At 47.1% G+C, this 19,463-nt stretch carries 15 protein-coding genes; 13 read left to right on the top strand and 2 right to left on the bottom strand.

Annotation, left to right across the window (positions count from 1 at the left end):
* Positions 1-38: 38 nt before the first annotated feature.
* Both pheA and WBJ53_RS08980 read right to left on the bottom strand, forming a co-directional pair.
* Positions 39-1,112: a prephenate dehydratase gene (gene pheA, locus WBJ53_RS08985; protein ID WP_338875749.1), complete on the bottom strand. Its 1,074-nt coding sequence runs from the start codon at positions 1,110-1,112 to the stop codon at positions 39-41.
* A gap of 109 nt (positions 1,113-1,221) precedes the next feature.
* Complete coding sequence (locus tag WBJ53_RS08980) at positions 1,222-3,120, bottom strand: DNA topoisomerase IV subunit B (RefSeq protein ID WP_338875748.1); 1,899 nt, start codon at positions 3,118-3,120, stop codon at positions 1,222-1,224.
* 251 nt (positions 3,121-3,371) lie between these two features.
* Here WBJ53_RS08980 and WBJ53_RS08975 point away from each other — a divergent pair, with 251 nt between their 5' ends.
* From WBJ53_RS08975 to WBJ53_RS08915, 13 genes are all read left to right on the top strand, one after another.
* Entirely contained in the window at positions 3,372-5,972 is a 2,601-nt protein-coding gene (locus WBJ53_RS08975) for an SLBB domain-containing protein (protein ID WP_338875747.1), read from the top strand.
* Between the two features lie 14 nt (positions 5,973-5,986).
* Entirely contained in the window at positions 5,987-7,099 is a 1,113-nt protein-coding gene (locus WBJ53_RS08970) for a hypothetical protein (RefSeq protein ID WP_338875746.1), read from the top strand.
* Between the two features lie 76 nt (positions 7,100-7,175).
* Complete coding sequence (locus WBJ53_RS08965) at positions 7,176-8,015, top strand: ABC transporter permease (RefSeq protein ID WP_338875745.1); 840 nt, start codon at positions 7,176-7,178, stop codon at positions 8,013-8,015.
* A gap of 99 nt (positions 8,016-8,114) precedes the next feature.
* Positions 8,115-9,371 carry an ABC transporter ATP-binding protein gene (locus tag WBJ53_RS08960; RefSeq protein ID WP_338875744.1) on the top strand — a complete coding sequence of 419 codons (1,257 nt, stop codon included), beginning with the start codon at positions 8,115-8,117 and terminating at the stop codon, positions 9,369-9,371.
* A gap of 41 nt (positions 9,372-9,412) precedes the next feature.
* A complete protein-coding gene (locus WBJ53_RS08955; protein ID WP_338875743.1) occupies positions 9,413-10,507 on the top strand; it encodes a DegT/DnrJ/EryC1/StrS family aminotransferase in 1,095 nt (364 codons plus the stop codon).
* A gap of 42 nt (positions 10,508-10,549) precedes the next feature.
* A complete protein-coding gene (locus WBJ53_RS08950; RefSeq protein ID WP_338875742.1) occupies positions 10,550-12,616 on the top strand; it encodes a glycosyltransferase family 39 protein in 2,067 nt (688 codons plus the stop codon).
* Positions 12,617-12,676: 60 nt separating this feature from the next.
* Positions 12,677-13,375 (top strand): WbqC family protein, encoded by a 699-nt coding sequence (locus WBJ53_RS08945; protein WP_338875741.1) that lies wholly within the window; start codon positions 12,677-12,679, stop codon positions 13,373-13,375.
* Between the two features lie 51 nt (positions 13,376-13,426).
* Positions 13,427-14,080 (top strand): acetyltransferase, encoded by a 654-nt coding sequence (locus tag WBJ53_RS08940; protein WP_338875740.1) that lies wholly within the window; start codon positions 13,427-13,429, stop codon positions 14,078-14,080.
* 173 nt (positions 14,081-14,253) lie between these two features.
* On the top strand, positions 14,254-15,381 hold the full coding sequence (locus WBJ53_RS08935; protein WP_338875739.1) for a glycosyltransferase family 4 protein: 1,128 nt from the start codon (positions 14,254-14,256) through the stop codon (positions 15,379-15,381).
* Positions 15,382-15,412: 31 nt separating this feature from the next.
* Positions 15,413-16,531 (top strand): acyltransferase, encoded by a 1,119-nt coding sequence (locus WBJ53_RS08930; RefSeq protein WP_338875738.1) that lies wholly within the window; start codon positions 15,413-15,415, stop codon positions 16,529-16,531.
* 47 nt (positions 16,532-16,578) lie between these two features.
* On the top strand, positions 16,579-17,586 hold the full coding sequence (locus WBJ53_RS08925; RefSeq protein ID WP_338875737.1) for a glycosyl transferase: 1,008 nt from the start codon (positions 16,579-16,581) through the stop codon (positions 17,584-17,586).
* Positions 17,587-17,671: 85 nt separating this feature from the next.
* The gene (locus WBJ53_RS08920; RefSeq protein ID WP_338875736.1) at positions 17,672-18,631 is read left to right on the top strand and encodes a glycosyltransferase family 9 protein; all 960 of its coding nucleotides are present in this window, start codon (positions 17,672-17,674) and stop codon (positions 18,629-18,631) included.
* The gene (locus WBJ53_RS08915; RefSeq protein WP_338875735.1) at positions 18,628-19,455 is read left to right on the top strand and encodes a DUF5672 family protein; all 828 of its coding nucleotides are present in this window, start codon (positions 18,628-18,630) and stop codon (positions 19,453-19,455) included. The genes WBJ53_RS08920 and WBJ53_RS08915 overlap by 4 nt, the downstream gene beginning before the upstream one ends.
* The last annotated feature ends 8 nt before the right edge of the window (positions 19,456-19,463 follow it).

Raw genomic sequence — 19,463 nt, 5'->3', positions numbered from 1 at the left:
TGAAAACAGGCTTTTCGCCTAACCCATTCCCTACCTACTCACGAAACGCGCACATAGCTGCCCAGGAGTTTAACTTCCGACGCATGGCGACTCATGATTTCCTGCAAACCAGGATCGTCGGAATGACCTTCGCACTCAATTAAAAACCAGTAACGGAATGTAGCACCATCACGCAGCGGACGGCTTTCAATTTTGGTCAGGTTAATGTTTTTCGCGTCGAACTCCTGCAAAAACTTCGCCAGCACCCCCGGCGATTCGGTATTGACCAGTTTAGCAATCAGTGAGGTCTTATCGCTGCCACTAGGCTGATTTTTGAAATCTTTGGCCAAAATCAGGAAACGCGTCCGGTTCAGGTCGCTGTCTTCGATGTTGTCGAACAGGATAGGCACATCGAATAATTTGGCGGCAATGTGTGAGCAGATAGCCGCCGAGTAGGGGTCCTGGGCGGCCATTTTTGCTGCCCGCGATGTCGATTCAACAGGCACGAGTTCGGCCTGTAGTCCTTCAAACGAATCGCTCAGAAATTTGCTGCATTGCCGAAACGCAATGTCTTTGGAGTAGATATGCGTAATATCATTCAGATTTTCGCACTGCGTGGCAAATGTGAAATGCACAGGAATTTTTATCTCGGCGGCAATCGACAGATCTTTTTCGAGCAGCAGATCGATAGCTTCTTCAACAATACCCTCCTGGTTGTTTTCGATTGGAATAACCCCAAACCGAACCCGCCCTGTTTCCACACTTTCGAACACCGACCGGATGGTTGGCAGAGCCATATAAGCGCTCATAGCCCCGAACCGGCTTTCGGCCGCCTGATGGGTAAAACTCCCCTCAGGTCCCAGAAAGGCAATACGTTCGGGTAGTTCCAGATTACGGGAAACGGCAAAAATTTCCAGAAAAATGGCTTCAATAGCCGACCGATTCATCAACCCATTGTTCTGGTTATAGAGCCGGTCTATTATTTGTTTTTCACGCTCGGGTCGATAAATAACTGCATTGGTCGACCGTTTCAGTTCACCTACTTTACGAACCAGTTCCATACGCTGGTTGAGGAGCGCAAGAAGCTGATCGTCGAGGGAATCAATGTCATTCCGGAGGGATTCGAGAGTCATTTTAATACGTTTTCAGTTTTCAGTCTTTGGTTTTCAGTAAGTAGCCACGAAAACTGATTTACAAATGACCCACTGAAAACTGAAAACTCAAAGACTGAAAACTGAAAACTTACACTAAAGCGGCATCTTCTACATCTTTCTCGATCCGCAGGTTGTCGATAATGAATCGCTGACGGTCGGGGGTGTTCTTACCCATATAATAACTGAGCAGTTTGGTAACCGATGTTTCTTTCTCCATAATGACCGGTTCCAGCCGCATGTTTTCACCAATAAACAGTCCAAATTCTTCCGGCGAAATCTCTCCGAGTCCCTTAAACCGTGTAATTTCGGTTTTTTTGCCGCTTTTCATCAGCTTATCGATAGCCGTTTGCTTCTCCTCCTCCGAATAGCAATACGTAGTCTCTTTATGGTTTTTAGGGTTACGCACGCGAAATAATGGCGTCTCAAGAATGTAGAGATGACCATTACGAACTAAATCAGGAAAGAATTGGAGAAAGAAGGTTAACATCAGCAGCCGAATATGCATACCATCGACATCGGCATCCGTAGCAATCACAATGCGATTATAGCGAAGCCCCTCCAGTCCATCTTCAATATCGAGTGCGTGCTGGAGTAAATTAAACTCTTCGTTTTCGTAAACTACCTTTTTGGTGAGGCCAAAGCAATTGAGTGGTTTACCCCGCAGGCTAAACACGGCCTGCAACTGCACATTACGCGATTTGGTGATAGAACCGCTGGCCGAATCGCCTTCCGTAATGAACAACGTCGACTGATAGCGGTCTTCGGCTTTCAGGTCGGTTAGGTGATTGCGGCAGTCGCGTAACTTTTTATTATGAAGACTTGCCTTTTTGGCACGGTCATTGGCTAGTTTTTTTATACCGGCAAGTTCTTTTCGTTCCCGTTCCGATTGCTCGATTCGTTTTTTGAGTGCATCGCGCACGGCCGGGTTCATATGCAGAAAATCGTCGAGTCGTTCTTTGACGAAATCCTTGACGAACGAGTTGACTGACTGCGCATTGGGCTCGGGCGACATATTGATCGAGCCGAGTTTGGTTTTGGTTTGCGATTCGAAAACGGGTTCCTGCACGCGAATGCTGATGGCCGCAATAATAGAGGCTCTAACGTCGGCTACGTCGTAGTTTTTGTCGAAATGTTTTCGAATTGTTTCGACAATGGCTTCGCGCAGAGCCTGAAGGTGAGTTCCGCCCTGAGTAGTATACTGTCCGTTCACGAACGAATAGTATTCTTCGCCGTACTGGTTGCCGTGTGTCATGGCAATTTCCAGATCATTTCCTTTGAGGTGAATGATGGGATACCGCAGCGATTCTTCGTCTTTCTTGGTCTTATCCCGAAGAAGATCGAGGAGGCCGTTTTGAGAAACGTATTTCTGTTTATTAAACGTAATGGTCAGTCCCGCATTCAGGTAGCAGTAGTTCCAGATCATATTTTCCAGAAACTGCGGAATAAAATGAAAATGCTTAAAGACGGTATCATCAGGTTCGAAGCACACGAGCGTTCCGTTGCGTTCGCTGGTCAATTCGTCGCCTTTCTGCTTCAGTTCTCCCCGTTCAAACTCGGCCCAGACCGTTCGGCCTTCCCGAAAAGACTGTACGCGGAAATAAGCCGACAGCGCATTAACGGCTTTGGTACCAACGCCATTAAGCCCTACCGATTTCTGAAAAGCGCCGGAATCGTATTTACCACCCGTATTAATTTTAGAAACGACCTCAACGACCTTGCCGAGCGGAATGCCCCGGCCATAATCACGAACTTCGACCCGATGATCGGTAACGCGTACGTCGATATTCTTGCCAAAGCCCATAACGTGCTCGTCAATACAGTTATCCATCGTTTCTTTCAGGAGGACGTAAATGCCATCGTCGGCAGCCGATCCGTCGCCAAGTTTACCGATGTACATACCGGGCCGCAAACGAATATGTTCGCGCCAATCGAGAGAACGGATACTATCTTCGTTGTACTGTACGGGCTGATTTGCCTGTTCTGCCATGGGTGGTTAATAGGTAATTTAAGAGCGGACAAATGATTGAACAAACTAATGTTCAATGTAAAACATTAGAAAAATCATACCTGATGCAGGCATGGGAAGAAAAGACTCCACATAGTAAGAAATCGTTCGTAATCCGGCAAAAGTTCATTTACTTTGCTGGCTGAACTAAGAAACGTACTACATAGTCAAGTTTATCGTTACATACAGGCCCATATATAGTATCAGCCAGTAGTATTCGACTTCTTAAAAATATGCAAAAAACCCGAAATTATCACTACGTCGTGTTAAAATATTTTTACGAAATCACTTGCCTTTTCCCACGCCAGGCATTCATCGCTTTAGCCATAATTAATTTGGGACTAGGAAGTCTTTCTGTCCAGGCGCAGGTTTCTCCGGCACCTGCCACCAGCACAGGTTCGTCGTCGGGAGCCGTCCGATCGGGTACTTCACCTGCCGCCACTCAGGGAAGCAGCATACAGGGCGCTTTGCCAGCGGGTGTAAATATAAATAACCTTCCGGCTAATGTTCGCCAGCAAATTCAACAACAGGCAACCCAACAACAGGGCAAAGGTACCACAACAACGCAGCAATCGACGAATCAGGCCAATCAGGATGGCCGCACAAACGAAATACTGGATACGACCGGAACGGGAGCCAAAAGCAATAACCAGGTTCTTGAAGATGGTTATCAGCAGGCTCGCAACCGCGAAAAAGAACTACAGCGGCAGAAAATTTTTGGCTACTCACTCTTCAATGATCCAGACCTGAAGGGCACTTTCCAGCCTAACCTGAGTATGGCCACTCCACGAAATTACATCGTTGGCCCAGGCGATGAACTAAATATCAGACTGTATGGCTACTCTGAAGCCGATTTCAGCCAGAAAGTGTCGCCGGAAGGTTCCGTCTATTTCACTGGGCAGACCGGTATTGGCCCCGTATTCGTATCGGGCTTAACAGTAGAACAGGCTCGGGCACGCATGATTAGCCGACTCGCCACAAAATTCGTTGGCTTACGGAATTCCAGTTACGGGCCAGTCAATACATATCTGGAAGTTTCGCTGGGAAGTATTCGGAGCATTCGGGTCACGGTAACGGGCGAAGCCGTTCACCCCGGCACTTATACCATGTCGTCACTATCGACCGTGATGAACGCTGTTTATCAGGCGGGTGGCCCCAACGAGCTAGGCTCTTTCCGAAAAGTACAGCTTATCCGGAATAACAAAGTGATTACTACTCTGGACCTGTACGATTATCTGCTGAATGGTACGCAACGCAACGATTTCCGCCTACAGGATAACGACAACATTCGTTTTACAACCTATATCGAGCGGGTTGAAATTACGGGGACGGTTAAGCGCAATAATATTTTCGAAATGTTGCCCGGCGAAACGTTTGATCGGCTGTTATACTATGCGGGCGATTTTGCGGCCAATGCCTACAAAGGTCGGGTAAAAGTAACGCGTTTGACCGACCGCGAGGTGAAAGTAATTGACGTTACGGCGCCTGAGTTTAAAACGTTTGTGATGCAGGATGGCGATGTTGTAACGGTAGAGCAGCTTCTCGACCGGTTCGAAAACCAGGTAACAATTGAAGGTGCGGTGTATCGTCCGGGGCAATATTCGCTCGATCAGAACAAGACACTCAAGCAGCTTGTCAGCTCGGCCGAAGGGCTCAAGGGCGATGCCTTTCAGGGTCGTGTAAATATAGTTCGGACCCGCGAAGATCTGGCTATCGAAAATATTACCGTCAACCTGGCCAATATAATGTCTGGAGTTGATCCCGACTTGCCTCTTCAGCGCGAAGACCAGGTTATAATTACATCGCGTTTCGATCTGGCCGAACAGGCTAGTATTTCGGTACAGGGCGAAGTAAACCAGCCTATTGAAGGCATTCCATACATGGCCAACATGACACTGGAAGATGCGTTGCTGAAAGCCGGTGGCATGAAAGAATCGGCAGCAGCATCGTTAGTGGAAGTAGTTCGCCGGAAAAAAGATGTTGACCCCCGCTCCAATTCAGCCCAGATTGCTGAAACCTACCGGTTCAACGTAAACCGGGATCTATCGATTAGTAATGACCAGAATCGGTTTGTTCTGGAACCATTCGACCAGATCATTGTTCGTCGGTCGCCCAATTATCTGGTTCAGACCTATGCCAACATCGAGGGCGAAGTTATTGTGCCGGGCGCTTATCCGATTCGCAGCAAAGACCAGAAAATTTCTGATCTGATTACACTTTCTGGCGGTCTGACTCCTCAGGCCTACGTTGAAGGAGCCACGCTGATTCGACGCGTAACACTCAGCGAAGACGAAATACAACGGCGTCAGAAGTCGGTCGAAGATCTGGCTCAGGCAACGGCAACCGGTAAGGCCGTTGTAGAAACCGAAACACTCAGCACCGACAAACCCGAATCGATTGGTATCAACCTGAAAAAGATTCTGGCCAGACCAGGTTCGTCGGAAGATATTCTGGTGCAGGAAGGCGATATTCTACGGATTCCGAAGCTCCTCGAAACAGTGCGTGTTCAGGGTGAAGTACTGTTACCAACAACGGTAAAATACCGCTCAGGACAAACGTTCCAGGACTACATTTCGCAGTCGGGAGGTTTCACGTCCAAATCGCAACGCCGGAAATCGTTTGTGGTTTATGCTAACGGATCAGTTGACCGGACCCGGAAGTTCATGTTCTTTAACGTTTATCCACGGGTAGAACCTGGTTCTGAGGTAATTGTACCGAAGAAAACGACAACCCCTCTAACTCCGCAACAAATACTGAGTTCAACCGCTGGCACAATTTCCTCACTGCTTTCAGTAATTGGGCTGGTGATTGCGCTATCCAGAGTTGGCAATTAAAAATAACGCAGGACATGAGTTCGACAAACCTGACAACAACAGATTCGAATGGCATGGCTAATCAGCCTTTGCCTCCTGATCAGATTTCGCCAAAGTCCGTAGTGGTACGGATCATGAAGCTTAAGGATGTCTTTCGGCGAAACTGGAAACTGCTGCTTATTCTGGTAGCTATTGGCGGAATAAGCGGGTTTATTTATGATATCACGCATAAGAAACAGCCTGTTTATACGGCTACGATGACCTTCAACCTGGGTGGCGGTGGCAGTAGTAACAGCTTTGGTGATCTGGGTTCACTGGCCAGCGCGTTCGGTCTTGGCCAGGGCGCATCGGATGCCAACATCTTTGCGGGTGATAACTTTATGATCTATGCCCAATCGAGACCGGTTGTCGAAAAAACACTGATGAAGACCGTTAAGATTAATGGGCGGGATACATTGCTGATCAACTACTACATTCGTCACAGCGGTATTCGGGATGAGGAGTGGGAAAAAAGCGATACGCTACGCGCCTTCTATTTCCCAAGGGCTAAACTACCCGAAGAATATACGAAGCTGGAACGGGTAGCCATGTCGCAGATCTATACGCGGATCAAATCAGAAATGACCGTGTCGCAACCCGAACGAAAATCGTCGTTTATGGAACTTCGCTGTGGGATGCAGGATGAAATGCTGGCCGCCAACTTCATCGAAAACCATCTGAACACCATTGAGCAGGATTACCGCCAGAAGCAAACCAAAAAAACGCGGGAAATGTATGAACTGCTCACATCGCGGGCCGATTCAATAGCCCGAGTACTGACTGGCACCGAAAATAAACTGGCTCAGTACATGGACCAGAATCAGCAGGTAGTTGTCGCTCAGGGGCAGATCAATCAAACTAAACTCACCCGCAATTCCACGTTTCTTAGCACAATTTATTATCAGGCCGTTCAGAGCGCCGACAATATGCGCCTGTCGCTGATTCGGGAAGCCCCCCTGTTTACCATCATCGAACCCGTTGAACTGCCATTATATAAAGAAATAATTACCCCAATTGGTATGCAGGCAGGCATCGCCCTTGGGCTGATTCTGGCACTAATCATTATATTTTTGCGGGAAACTTACCGCTCAGTAATGAACGAAGGCTGAGATGACTGACTATGGGTTAATTGACCGATTTTTGCCTTAATGGCCGTCGATTAGCCCGTAGCCATTACCCATTATCATGAAAACACACGAAGTAATTATTGAACCAGGACGGTCTGAACGGCATTATTGGCGTGACTTATGGCGGAATCGTGAATTGATGTATATTCTCTCCATGCGCGATGTGTCGGTACGCTACAAACAAACCGCTTTAGGAACCGCCTGGGGACTTATTCGCCCGCTGACAACGATGCTGATTATGGTATTCGTTTTCAGCAAAATTGCCAAACTTCCCGCAGATCCTGGTGTGCCCTACCCGCTGATGGTTCTGGGCGGCATTACAGTCTGGACATTTTTTTCAACAGCCTTCACCCAAATCAGTAATAGCGTTACGCTAAATTCTAACCTCGTCACAAAGGTTTATTTTCCGCGACTGATCATGCCAATCAGCTCGATAGCAGTGAGTTTTCTCGATTTTTTAGTATCATTGGGATTATTCATTCTATTGGCAATCTGGTATAAGTTCGTACCAGACTGGCATTTAGTTCTATTACCTGCCTTTATTGTGTTGGCCCTGCTGGCATCATTTGCTTTCGGGTTATTTTTTGCGGTTGTCAATGTGCGCTTTCGCGATATTGGGCAGCTTATTCCATTTATTGTACAGGTAGGCTTTTATATCTGCCCAATTGCCTATAGCAGCCGACTCGTTGCCGAAAAGGCAAACGAATGGTGGGCCCCACTCTATTGGCTTAACCCGTTGGTGGGTATTATTGATGGCTTTCGCTGGGCTTTGCTGGGCGAGAAAGCATACTTTAATCCGCAAAGCCTATTGACATCCATTGTCATTGTAGGGATTTGTCTAAGTTTATCTCTTTACTTTTTTCGCAAACGCGAAAACACATTTGTCGATGATATCTAACCAGGTTGTGAGTGACTTCGGTAAGTGATTGCAGGTTCGGTATCACCTATACCCACCCTTATTGCCGAGTAGCCACTTTACAACTGATGACTTATAGCTATGTCCGTCATTACTGTCGAAAATATAAGCAAGCAATACATCATTGATCACCAGAAAGGTAAAGGCACCAATACCCTTCGTGACGTACTCTCCGAAAACTTCCGGCAATTGTTCGGCGGTAAAAAAGCACAGCAAACCAATACCCGCGAAGAATTCTGGGCGCTTCGCGATGTAAGCTTTTCGGTCGAACAGGGTGATCGAGTTGGTATTGTTGGTCATAATGGCGCTGGCAAATCCACTCTTCTGAAAATTCTGAGTAAAATTATTGAGCCAACAACGGGGTCGGTTCGTATTCGGGGACGAGTAGCCTCACTGCTTGAGGTTGGAACGGGCTTTCATCCTGAACTGACTGGCCGCGAAAATATTTACCTCAACGGGTCATTGCTGGGCATGAGCCGAAATGAAATCCGCGAACGTTTCGACGAAATTGTAGATTTTGCCGGTGTCGAGAAATTTCTGGATACTCCCGTAAAACGGTATTCGTCGGGTATGTATGTTCGGTTGGGTTTTGCGATCTCGGCTCACCTCAATCCCGAAATTATGATCGTCGACGAAGTACTGGCCGTTGGCGATGCCGAGTTTCAGAAGAAAAGTCTTGGCAAAATGCGCGACAACTCAGCCAGTGGTCGTACTATTCTGTTTGTCAGTCATAATCTGACAGCCGTACAGGCTCTTTGTAATAAAACGCTGTACTTCGAAAAAGGTCAGTTGCTCGAACAGGGCGAAACCAATCAGGTCATTGCCACTTACCTGAGTAAAGTATCGAAAACCCGGTTGCTTCGCCAGTGGGACACCCCCGAAGAAGCCCCCGGTAACGACCTCATCCGAATTAAACGCATTGAGCTGATTCCAGAGTATCAGGATGAACTGACCCACATCGATGTACGTACGCCCATGAAGTTCCGGTTTGAGTTCTGGAATATGATGGATCGGGCCAATCTGAACCTGTCTATGCACCTCAACTCACTCACGGGCGAATGTATTTTCAACGTCGGCACACGATCGCAATCGTATGAGAAAGGATTAATTGTGGGCGAATGTACTATTCCAGGCTATTTCCTGAATGATGGTTCCTATACCATTTCTATAATGGTAGTAAAAGATACCGTTACTCCCCTCTACGTTATGGAAGAAGGTATTACCTTCGATGTGGAAGACTATCGCGAAGGAATTGCCTGGTACGGAAAGTGGCCGGGTTATGTTCGTCCACAATTTCCGTTCGAAATGGGGATGCTAGAACCAGCATCTATAAAATGAGTTTTCGAGGGTTATCTTATCGAAAACTAAAAACTTAGCCAATGATTAACGTTACCAAATCATATCTGCCCGACCTGGAGGAATATACGCAGTATCTCAAGGGTATCTGGGAACGCGTTCACCTAACCAACGACGGGCCTCTGCTCCGTGAGCTGGAAGGTCAACTAAAAGAATTTCTGGGCGTTAAGCACCTGAAGTATTGTACCAATGGGACGGTAGTTTTACAAATGGCCCTCAAAGCCCTCAACATTACCAAAGAGGTCATTACAACCCCCTTTTCTTACGTTGCTACGACTAATGCACTGTTGTGGGAAGGCTGTACGCCTGTTTTTGCTGACGTTCGCCCCGACGATTATTGCATTGATCCCGACAAAATTGAACCGCTCATTACCGAAAACACACAAGCCATTCTGGCTACGCATGTCTATGGCAACGCCTGCCGGATCGAGCAGATTCAGGCAATAGCCGAAAAATATAACCTGAAGGTCATCTACGATGCGGCCCATACCTTTGGAGCAACCTACAACGGAAAATCTATTCTTAGCTACGGCGATCTGAGTACATGTAGCTTTCATGCTACTAAAGTTTTTCATACGGTAGAAGGTGGTTGTATTGTTACCAATGACGATGAAATGGCGGAGAAACTGCATTTCTACCGCTCATTTGGTCATCGCAACGACGATTATTACAGCATCGGGATCAATGCCAAAAACTCGGAGTTCCATGCCGCTATGGGCCTTTGTGTTCTACCGAAAGTACCTGATCTGATTGAATCCCGAAAACAGGTTTTCGGCTGGTATAACGACCGGCTGAATTTCGGCCGGATTACTCGCCCTGTGTTAACCCCGGGTGTTGCCTATAATTATGCCTACTATCCGGTTGTTTTCGATTCAGAAGCTACCCTGCTGCGTGTTATGGAAGCCCTCAACGCCCAGCATATTGTCCCGCGTCGATACTTCTATCCATCGCTCAATACACTACCTTTTGTGGTGGGGCATCAGCCATGCCCTGTATCGGAAGACATTGCTCTGCGCGTGCTGTGCCTACCCCTCTATCCGGGTTTGCCCGAAGAAGATGTCGATCGGATTTCGGCGATTGTAAATGAGGCTATTGCCGTGTTGAGCGAACCTGCATAATGAATTGACTGGCCTATACCGTCAATCTTTCATTAGTACTATATGACCATCCTTTATCTAATTTCTTTTTTTCTATTCGTCATTTACCTCGGCCGGTTATCGGCGCGTATCTGCCGGAAATCGGTGGTCGAATGGCTACTTACAACATTTTTGTTGGGAGCCGGGAGCGTTATCTTAACCGGCTTCGTTTTATCGGCGCTCTATCAAACGGCCAATACACCGGTTTGGGCAGGATCGGTATTTATTACGGCAACTCTGATTGGCTGGGTCGTACAAAAACTAACTCCGAACCATCAGCGCTTTTCGGTTTCCTTACTGCTCCGTCAGCGTCGGAGAACTTATGGGCGCTGGTTTCGGAACCTTACCCCTTTCCCCAGATTTCTGTTTTCAGCGTTGCTGATTTCGCTAACCCTCATTGCCCTTACCAACCTATTGCTGGTCTTGTTCACCGTTCCTAACGAATGGGACAGCATGACGGGGCATCTGAATCGGGTGATGCAGTATATCCAGCGCGGCACTATGCGCCACTTTGGCGGTACGAACTGGAACATCGATACATACCCAAAGAGTGTCTGTACGCTACAGATCTATTCGTTTCTGATAACGGGCCACTTCGAAAATGGCTTTAAGTTTATTCATCACCTGAGCTATTGGGTAGCCATTGTGTCGGTGTTCGGCATTGTGCAGCGTATTGGTGCTGGCCGGCCCGAGCAAACACGTTTATCTGCCAGTTTCTTTTCAGCGCTGGCCTATGCATTGCTCCCCGATTTTCTGATGCAGGCCATCACAACCGAAACAGACATTGTACTGACGGCTTACCTGAGCGTGCTGCTGTATATGCTGTTTACCTATCGGCAAACCAACGACTCTCGTTATTTATGGTTGGCAGGGATGGCCTTTGGCATTGCCTTTGGGCATAAAATCACCTTTGCGCTGCTGTTACCATCGGTGTTCGTTATCATGCTCTATACCGTTTTTTTATCGCCTTCGCTGGCCATTACGTTCCAGCGAACCTGGCGACTGGCAGCGGCTATTGTAGTAGCGGTTTGCATCTGGACACTGCCAACAGGCTATCTGAAAAACATTGAAGTGTTCGGCCATCCCATTGGTCCACCTACGGCGCTGAAACACCAATCCGTAGAACGGGCTGGCCCACTAAGCAACCTGTTGGAACAAGGTAGCCGCAATGTGGTTCGTTATGCCTACGACCATGTCAATCTGGATGGTATCCGAAACCTGAAAGCAGGAGCAGAATTGAACCATGCCATGCGCCAGCCGCTGGTGATGCTGGAAGATAAGCTACATATGCGGCTCGATGAAGAAACCGATTTTTCTATTCAGCCGTTTGCCTTCGACCGTCGGTTCGTTTTTTACAATGCCAATCCCTACTGGGGTATTTTTGGTTTCGGACTAGTGTTTCCATTGCTGTTTCTGGTGCTGATTGGTTTTATACGGTCAACTCCGCATGTTTACATCGGCATTGCCCTGCTACTGCATTTTCTGGCACTCTCCTACTCTGCTCCTTACGATCCGTTTAAAGGGCGCTATTTTATTGAAACCGGCCTGTTCGGGATCACGTTTCTGGCACTCGTATTTCTCTCTCCCCGCGCAACCGTCGATGTGCCAGGTCGACTACTCTGGAAAAGTTACGTTGGATTGGTAACGGTGCTTGGCTGCATTTCGGCCTTATTATCGATCTTTCTTAATACACGGGCACTACCTTTTGCCTGGACTGCTCCTGATGGAAAATCGTTTCCATCGGCATTTCAGTCCGATCGTATCGAACAAATGACGCTGGGGCGACCCGATATTTATGTTGCTTATAAACGATTCGACGAACTGGTGCCCGATACGGCTACAGTTGCCCTGGGCACAATCAACGATGATTATGAATATCCGCTCTATGGCCCCAAACTGTCGCGTCGACTGATAACGATCAATCCGTTTGAACAGGGCGTACAGCCAATTCCCAAAAATGCCAGTTATCTGTTCTTTGCTAAAAGTGTAATCGCTCCCCGTCCGGGTGATATCCGGTTAGGAACCGATACAACCATGCGAAACAGCGTGATTGTGCCCGGCGAAGATTATTACCTGCGTAAGTTAAACTAGACTAGTGGCTTGTGGTTTAGCCGTAAACCCAGTCCACACAAACTAAACTCCCGAAGACTCATGACTCTTGCCATCATGCAGCCTTATTTCATGCCTTACGTTGGCTATATGCAGCTCATGAAGGCTGTTGATGCATTTGTGCTTTACGATGATGTAGCCTTTATTAATCGGGGCTGGATCAATCGTAATAAACTCCTGATTAATGGACAGGAGTATTTGTTTACAGTACCTCTAAAAGATGCCAGCCAGAACAAACGTATCAACGAAGTACACCTGGCCGATGATCCTAAGTGGCGGAGTAAACTCCTCAAAACCGTTGAACAGGGCTATCGGAAAGCGCCCTATTATGCAACGGTGATGCCGCTGACCGAAAAAATTATCAATTTTACCACCGATTCAATTGCCGATCTGATCCATTTCAGTCTGGTTGAGTTAAATCAATATCTGGGCCTGACAACCCGTCTCATTGCGTCGTCATCGATATACGATAATTCGCAGTTGAAAGCTCAGGAACGGATTCTGGATATTTGCCGACAGGAAAATGCAACAGGTTATATCAATCCTATTGGCGGACTCGAACTTTATGATAAACCAACCTTTGCTCAGGCCGGAATCAATCTGAATTTTCTGAAAGCGAAACGGGTGGAATACTCGCAGTTTAAGAATGATTTCATTCCCTGGCTGTCCATTTTGGATATCATGATGTTCAACGATGTGGCAACCGTAAGAGTACTTTTAGACGAATATGAATTAGTATAATTGTGAATGAGTGATTAGGCGATTCACTCATTCACAATTCACTCATTAACTATGGCAAAAGTTATCATCTTTGGGGTAATGGATACCGCCGAACTGGCACACTTCTACCTTACCCACGATTCGGAACACGATGTGGTAGCCTTCACGGTCAGTCAGGAATACCTGAACGAAACGGAGTTCCGGGGCTTACCAGTAGTAGCCTTCGAACATGTCGAAACGCTGTTTCCTCCACAGGACTATAAATTTTTTGCCCCAATGACCGGGCGCGGCATGAACCGAAACCGCGAACGGATCTACCTCGAAGCCAAAGCCAAGGGCTATGAATTCATTTCCTATATTAGCTCGAAAGCTACGCTGTTTGGTAATCAAATCGGTGAAAACTGCTTTATTCTGGAAGACAACACTATTCAGCCATTTACCACAATTGGCAATAATGTTGTTCTCTGGAGCGGCAATCATATTGGGCACCACGGCCAGATCAAGGATCATGTCTTTTTTACATCACACGTGGTCATGTCGGGGCATTGTGTTATTGAACCGTATTGCTTCTTTGGAGTCAACAGCACTATACGCGATTTCCTCCATATTGCGACCGGTACCCTGGTTGGTATGGCCTCTGCCATTTACAAAGACACCGATGAATGGGGTGTCTACATCGGAAATCCCGCCAAAAAACTACCCAAACCCAGTCATGAAACGTATTAAAGTTTATGGTTTACAGCCTATCGTTTATGGTTGCTCCGCCTGAGCCTAAATCAGCAGCACACCCATAAACCATAAACCATAAACGGTAAACCCTCCATCGTACACTGAAAAAGATACTCTTAGTAGGGCACGACGCCAACCGGGCAGGAGCCCAACTGGTTTTACTTTCTCTGATGCGGCATCTGAAAGCAGAAGGTTTTCAGATGCATTTGTTATTAGGCGAAGGGGGACCTCTTCTGAACGACTATCGGTCAATATGTTCGGTTACACTCTGGCCTGCTCCCAAACCCTATGTTATGGGTTCGGTAGCCGATAAGGTGCTGGGGAAGCTAGGCCTGTGGGAACAATTCCATCAACGACAGCGCCAGCAGGAACAACAAACCGTCAGTGCTGAGCTTGGCCTCGAATCAGTCGATCTGATTTTGGTCAATACCGTCACCAGCAGCCGATGGTTTGCCCATCTGGCTATTCCAGAAAAAATACCGGTCGTCACGTTTGTGCATGAACTGGATATGTCGGTCCGCATCTATACGCAACCCCAACAACTGGCATACCTGCTCCGCCGAACCAATCATCTGCTGTCTGTATCGAAAGCAACAGCACGGTACTACGAACAACAGCATGGCTTCGATCCGGCCCGCATCACGCTCTTTACACTCATTGACACGCCTGCTCTGGAACGGGCTGTTCAACGCGCCCGCGAACAACCAACCCTATATACCGCATTAGGTATCGCCGATGATGCGCTGATTGTAGGCGGCTGTGGTAATGCCGAATGGCGAAAAGGAAACGATTTGTTTGTAACGCTGGCTCGCCAGATCAGTGGCCGCTCCAATAATGCTAACATTCATTTTGTGTGGGTTGGTGTTCCACCCGGCCCACTGCACGACGACTTGTCGCTCGACATACGCAAAGCGGGTTTAGCCGGTCGTGTTCACCTCCTTCCGCCAACACCCGACGTGTTGCGGTACATGAACCGTTTCGACGTTTTTGTGCTCTGTTCGCGCGAAGACCCCTACCCACTGGTTGTATTTGAAGCCGGTTTGAGCACTGTTCCGGTAGTTTGTTTCGACAATGCCGGGGGCTCGCCCGAACTGGTTGAAGCCGACGGTGGTTTTGTGGTTCCTTATCTGGATCTCGATACGATGAGTGCCCGAACGCTGGACCTGCTGAATCAGCCCGAACTCCGGACAACAATGGGAAACCGACTCTGTCAGAAAATTCTGGACCGGCATCCGGCTCATCAAAGCGTCGAAACTATTGTAACTTTGTTTGATCAATTAATCAGCAAACACGGATAGTAGCTACTATCCGTCACGTTTTTCCAGCCGAATGCCTAAGATTCCATCGGGCCATATGCCTCAGTTAGATTCCCTGCGAACGTTTGCCGTTCTGCTGGTAATTCTGTATCACTGGTTCCCGGCTGGCGAAGGCATCAACCGATTACCCAATGGAACCATTGGCGTTATGGTTTTTTTTGTGATCAGTGGCTTTCTGATTACCCGTATTCTGCTTGAGAACCGCAACCGAATCAATGCGGGGCAAACCACTCTGGGCGAAACCTATCGAAATTTCTTTGTTCGGCGTGTGCTGCGGATTTTCCCCCTCTATTACCTGGCTATCACGTTTGTCTGGATAGCCTTCCCCGAAACATCTGACATCGACCAACATCCGCTCTATTACTACCTCTACGGTTACAATATTCTCCTGAATAAGACGGGCAACTGGGCCGATATTCTGTCGCCGTTCTGGACACTGGGCGTAGAAGAACAGCTTTACCTTGTCTGGCCCTGGATCGTCTTATTAACCCCTAAATCCGTTCTGAAATGGGTTATTGCCGCCATGATCGCAAGCGGAATTCTGTTTCGGGCTTATGGCTACTGGCAGGGAAACCCCGATGGCGTACTAACACCAGCCAGCTTCGATGCCTTTGGAATGGGGGCACTATGGGCCTGGACCATTACTGACCAGTCTGAGTTGATTCCTACGCTCTGGAAAAGGCTTTCACAGGTATCTTTACTGGCTTTGGCTGGTTTTTTCGGGCTGCTTACCTTACCGGGCGATCATATTGTCGTTGTCTTGTTCCAGCGTTTTTTTATTTCCATTCTCTCCCTTTTCCTAATTGTCAGAGCCAGTGTTGGCATCGGTGGCATTGCCGGATCAGTACTCAATACCACCGGTTTACAATACATTGGACGAATCAGTTACGGCATTTATGTTTTTCACATGATGGTACCCGGTTTTATTGTTCCTTTTGTGATGAAGGTCATCAACCGGCTTGGCCTTCACATATCGTTAGGATACTGGTCGCATCGCCTGGTAAGTCTCTTATTGCTCCTGATTGTGGCTTCGGTATCGTGGTATCTGTTCGAAAAACCCATTAATGAACTCAAGCGTTATTTTGCCTATACAAAACCGGTCAGTAAGTCGGTTGGCCAATCAAGTAGTTAATTAACCCTCGCCAACCTATCAATAGACTGACCTATTATCTTTGAGGTATGACATTAGCTTTCACGATTTGCTCAATTAATTATCTGGCACAGGCCAGAACACTGGGCGACTCGCTTAAACAGACAAATCCCGACTATCAGTATGTGATCGGATTAGTCGATAAACTGAACGGGGCCAATCTTCCAGCCGATCTGCTACCAGCTTACACCATGCTCGAAGTCGACCAGATCGACATACCCGACTTCAAAGCCATGTGCGATCGTTATGATATTACGGAATTAAACACTGCCGTTAAACCCTATTATATCGATTTCTTTTTCAAGCATTATCCAGAAGCAACCGAAGTTATTTATTTCGACCCCGATATTATTGTTTTTCAGCCACTTGATGTCTTAAATACAAACCTTAAACAGTATAGTTTAGTACTAACCCCACACATCTGTTCGCCCACTCCCGACTGGGAACGCCCCAATGAACAACATCATCTAAACACCGGCATTTTCAATCTTGGCTTTATCGGTCTGCGGAAGGATAGCACCTCGCAGCACTTTATCGACTGGTGGAAACAACGCCTGGCCTACGAATGCCGAAACGATCTATGCAATGGTCTGTTTGTTGATCAGCAGTGGGTTAATTTTGCTCCCCTTTATTATGATAATGTTTGGATTGAGAAACACATGGGCTATAATGTAGCCTACTGGAATCTGCATGAGCGCCATCTGTCGGCCGACCAAACCGGCCAGTGGTGGGTAAACGAAACCGAACTTTTACAGTTTTTTCATTATAGTGGCTATAGCCCATACCGGCCCAATGATGTATCGAAGTATCAGACCCGCTATACTTTCGATGAAACCGAAATTCCGGGCATCGACCGGTCCGATGCGAAACCCTTATTTGACTTATACCGAAACCAGTTGCTGCTCAACCATAATGAGCAATACCGATCTTATCCGTGCATCTATATTAAACCGCCCGTAGTATTGCGCTATAAACGGGTACGTAAACTCATCAATACTCCGTTTAATCAGCTTATTGCATTATTAGAAACCCAATAATATGGCTTCAAAGACCTTCTGGGAAACTAAACGAGCGCTTTGGACTCACCGTTATACTAAGTACACCCATATAGTGGAGAAATTTATGTCCGTTGTATGGAAATATCTATACTTACGCTGGCAGAAATACCGCACCGCCAACCGACCTCTCATTGCCATTATTTTATCGGAACAAATTGGCGATATAATTGCCTGCGAACCCGTTGTCCGCGAAGTCCGCCGACGCCATCCAAATGGTTATATTATCTGGATGGTCCGGAAACCCTATGTCGAGCTGGTAAAACATCACCCCGACCTTGACGGCTATTTAATCGAAAAATGCCCCAGCGAACGCGTTTACCTGCTAAAAACAGGTATTTTCGATAAAGTGTATAACATGCACATTTCGCACCGCAAGTGTAAATACTGCCCCGAAGACCCCGTTAATCCGACAGCCGATAAAATTGGCCTCACTTTTGATAACTATTATCACCGGGGCGATCTGCTGTACATGTTTTCGCAGGCAGCGGGGCTGCCTCCTATAACGGCCGATCCTAAGATGTATATTCCAGAAACGGTTCGGCAACGAATCTCGAGTCTACAGCTTCAGGAATCGCCAATTGTTATCCATTGCCAATCCAGCCACATTGCCCGCGATTGGCCAGCTAACGACTGGAACAAACTTGTGAAATGGCTATTAGCCACTTACCCGTATCCAATAATTGAACTTGGTTTAGAACCTGTTATCACTCAAAAACACCCTAACTTTCGCAACTTATGCGGGCAACTAAGCCTGTTGGAAACAGCCGAAGTGATTCGGAGAGCACATTTGTTTATTGGTATTGATAGTGGACTTGCCCATATGGCTAATGCCAGCACAACCCCCGGTATTATTCTACTTGGGCAATTATATGATTTTGTTGATTATCTGCCTTTTTCGGGGCGATATAAGCGCGGAGAAGACATTACGATTCTGAATAATTTTGGGTATCCCTGTTCAGAATTACCCTACAATTGGGTAAGAAATGCAATTCAGCGGCAACTTGGCGAACCTAAATTTGCATGAACCATATCGATCCATCGACGATAGGTATAGTCATTCCTGTCTATAAACCGACCATGACCCCTCATGAACATATTGCCCTTAAGCAGTGTATGCAGGTATTAGGTCGCTATAGTGTCTGGCTGGTGGCTCCGCATTCGCTCGATATTTCAGCTTACCGGGCGCTATACCCTGCGCTAGGCCTCAAAACGTTCGATGACCGTTTCTTTTCAGATATCCAGGCGTATAATAAGCTAATGCTATCTGAAGTATTTTATGAGGCTTTTACGAACCTGGATTATATTCTTATTCATCAGTTAGATGCGTTTATTTTTAAGGACGAACTTCTGGAATGGTGTCAGAAAGGGTACGATTACATTGGTGCCCCCTGGCTGCGTGACCGCGATTTTACAGGTTGGCGGGATGAAGTATGGTTTAAAATAAAACAACGAATTGCGACATTACTTGGCCTGAAAAAACCAGATGGTGTGACCCCGAAGGAAATAATCAGTTTAAATAGTGTTGGCAATGGCGGATTATCTTTACGTCGTGTTTCAGCTATGTTGAAATGTCTGCATGTCTTTAGCGATAAGATTTCTCACTATGAAAGCCAGAATATACACCAATATAATGAGGATATATTCTGGGGAATAGAAGTTAATCGGTTCTGGCCCAGACTACGTATCCCTGATTTTCGGACAGCGATGCGCTTTGCCGTCGAATTCTACCCTCAACGTGCTATTGAGGTATATAATGATGGAGAACTACCATTTGGGTGTCATGCATGGGACATTCATGACACGGCTTACTGGCGACCTATTTTTGCACAGTATGGTTACCAAATCTGAACCTGGAA

It is taken from the genome of Spirosoma sp. SC4-14 (genome assembly GCF_037201965.1).
Classification (GTDB): Bacteria; Bacteroidota; Bacteroidia; order Cytophagales; family Spirosomataceae; genus Spirosoma.
The sequence above is the reverse complement of the archived record's forward strand: the minus strand, read 5'-3'. Positions and strand labels throughout refer to the sequence as shown.

Bases quoted from the DNA above. Each gene is read 5' to 3' on its own strand.
- WBJ53_RS08920 (WP_338875736.1), top strand. From the start codon at position 17,672: ATGTCCGTTGTATGGAAATATCTATACTTACGCTGGCAGAAATACCGC.
- WBJ53_RS08980 (WP_338875748.1), bottom strand. From the start codon at position 3,120: ATGGCAGAACAGGCAAATCAGCCCGTACAGTACAACGAAGATAGTATC.
- WBJ53_RS08960 (WP_338875744.1), top strand. From the start codon at position 8,115: ATGTCCGTCATTACTGTCGAAAATATAAGCAAGCAATACATCATTGAT.
- WBJ53_RS08950 (WP_338875742.1), top strand. From the start codon at position 10,550: ATGACCATCCTTTATCTAATTTCTTTTTTTCTATTCGTCATTTACCTC.
- WBJ53_RS08915 (WP_338875735.1), top strand. From the start codon at position 18,628: ATGAACCATATCGATCCATCGACGATAGGTATAGTCATTCCTGTCTAT.
- WBJ53_RS08940 (WP_338875740.1), top strand. From the start codon at position 13,427: ATGGCAAAAGTTATCATCTTTGGGGTAATGGATACCGCCGAACTGGCA.
- WBJ53_RS08945 (WP_338875741.1), top strand. From the start codon at position 12,677: ATGACTCTTGCCATCATGCAGCCTTATTTCATGCCTTACGTTGGCTAT.
- WBJ53_RS08975 (WP_338875747.1), top strand. From the start codon at position 3,372: ATGCAAAAAACCCGAAATTATCACTACGTCGTGTTAAAATATTTTTAC.
- WBJ53_RS08955 (WP_338875743.1), top strand. From the start codon at position 9,413: ATGATTAACGTTACCAAATCATATCTGCCCGACCTGGAGGAATATACG.
- pheA (WP_338875749.1), bottom strand. From the start codon at position 1,112: ATGACTCTCGAATCCCTCCGGAATGACATTGATTCCCTCGACGATCAG.
- WBJ53_RS08965 (WP_338875745.1), top strand. From the start codon at position 7,176: ATGAAAACACACGAAGTAATTATTGAACCAGGACGGTCTGAACGGCAT.
- WBJ53_RS08925 (WP_338875737.1), top strand. From the start codon at position 16,579: ATGACATTAGCTTTCACGATTTGCTCAATTAATTATCTGGCACAGGCC.
- WBJ53_RS08930 (WP_338875738.1), top strand. From the start codon at position 15,413: ATGCCTAAGATTCCATCGGGCCATATGCCTCAGTTAGATTCCCTGCGA.
- WBJ53_RS08970 (WP_338875746.1), top strand. From the start codon at position 5,987: ATGAGTTCGACAAACCTGACAACAACAGATTCGAATGGCATGGCTAAT.
- WBJ53_RS08935 (WP_338875739.1), top strand. From the start codon at position 14,254: ATGCGGCATCTGAAAGCAGAAGGTTTTCAGATGCATTTGTTATTAGGC.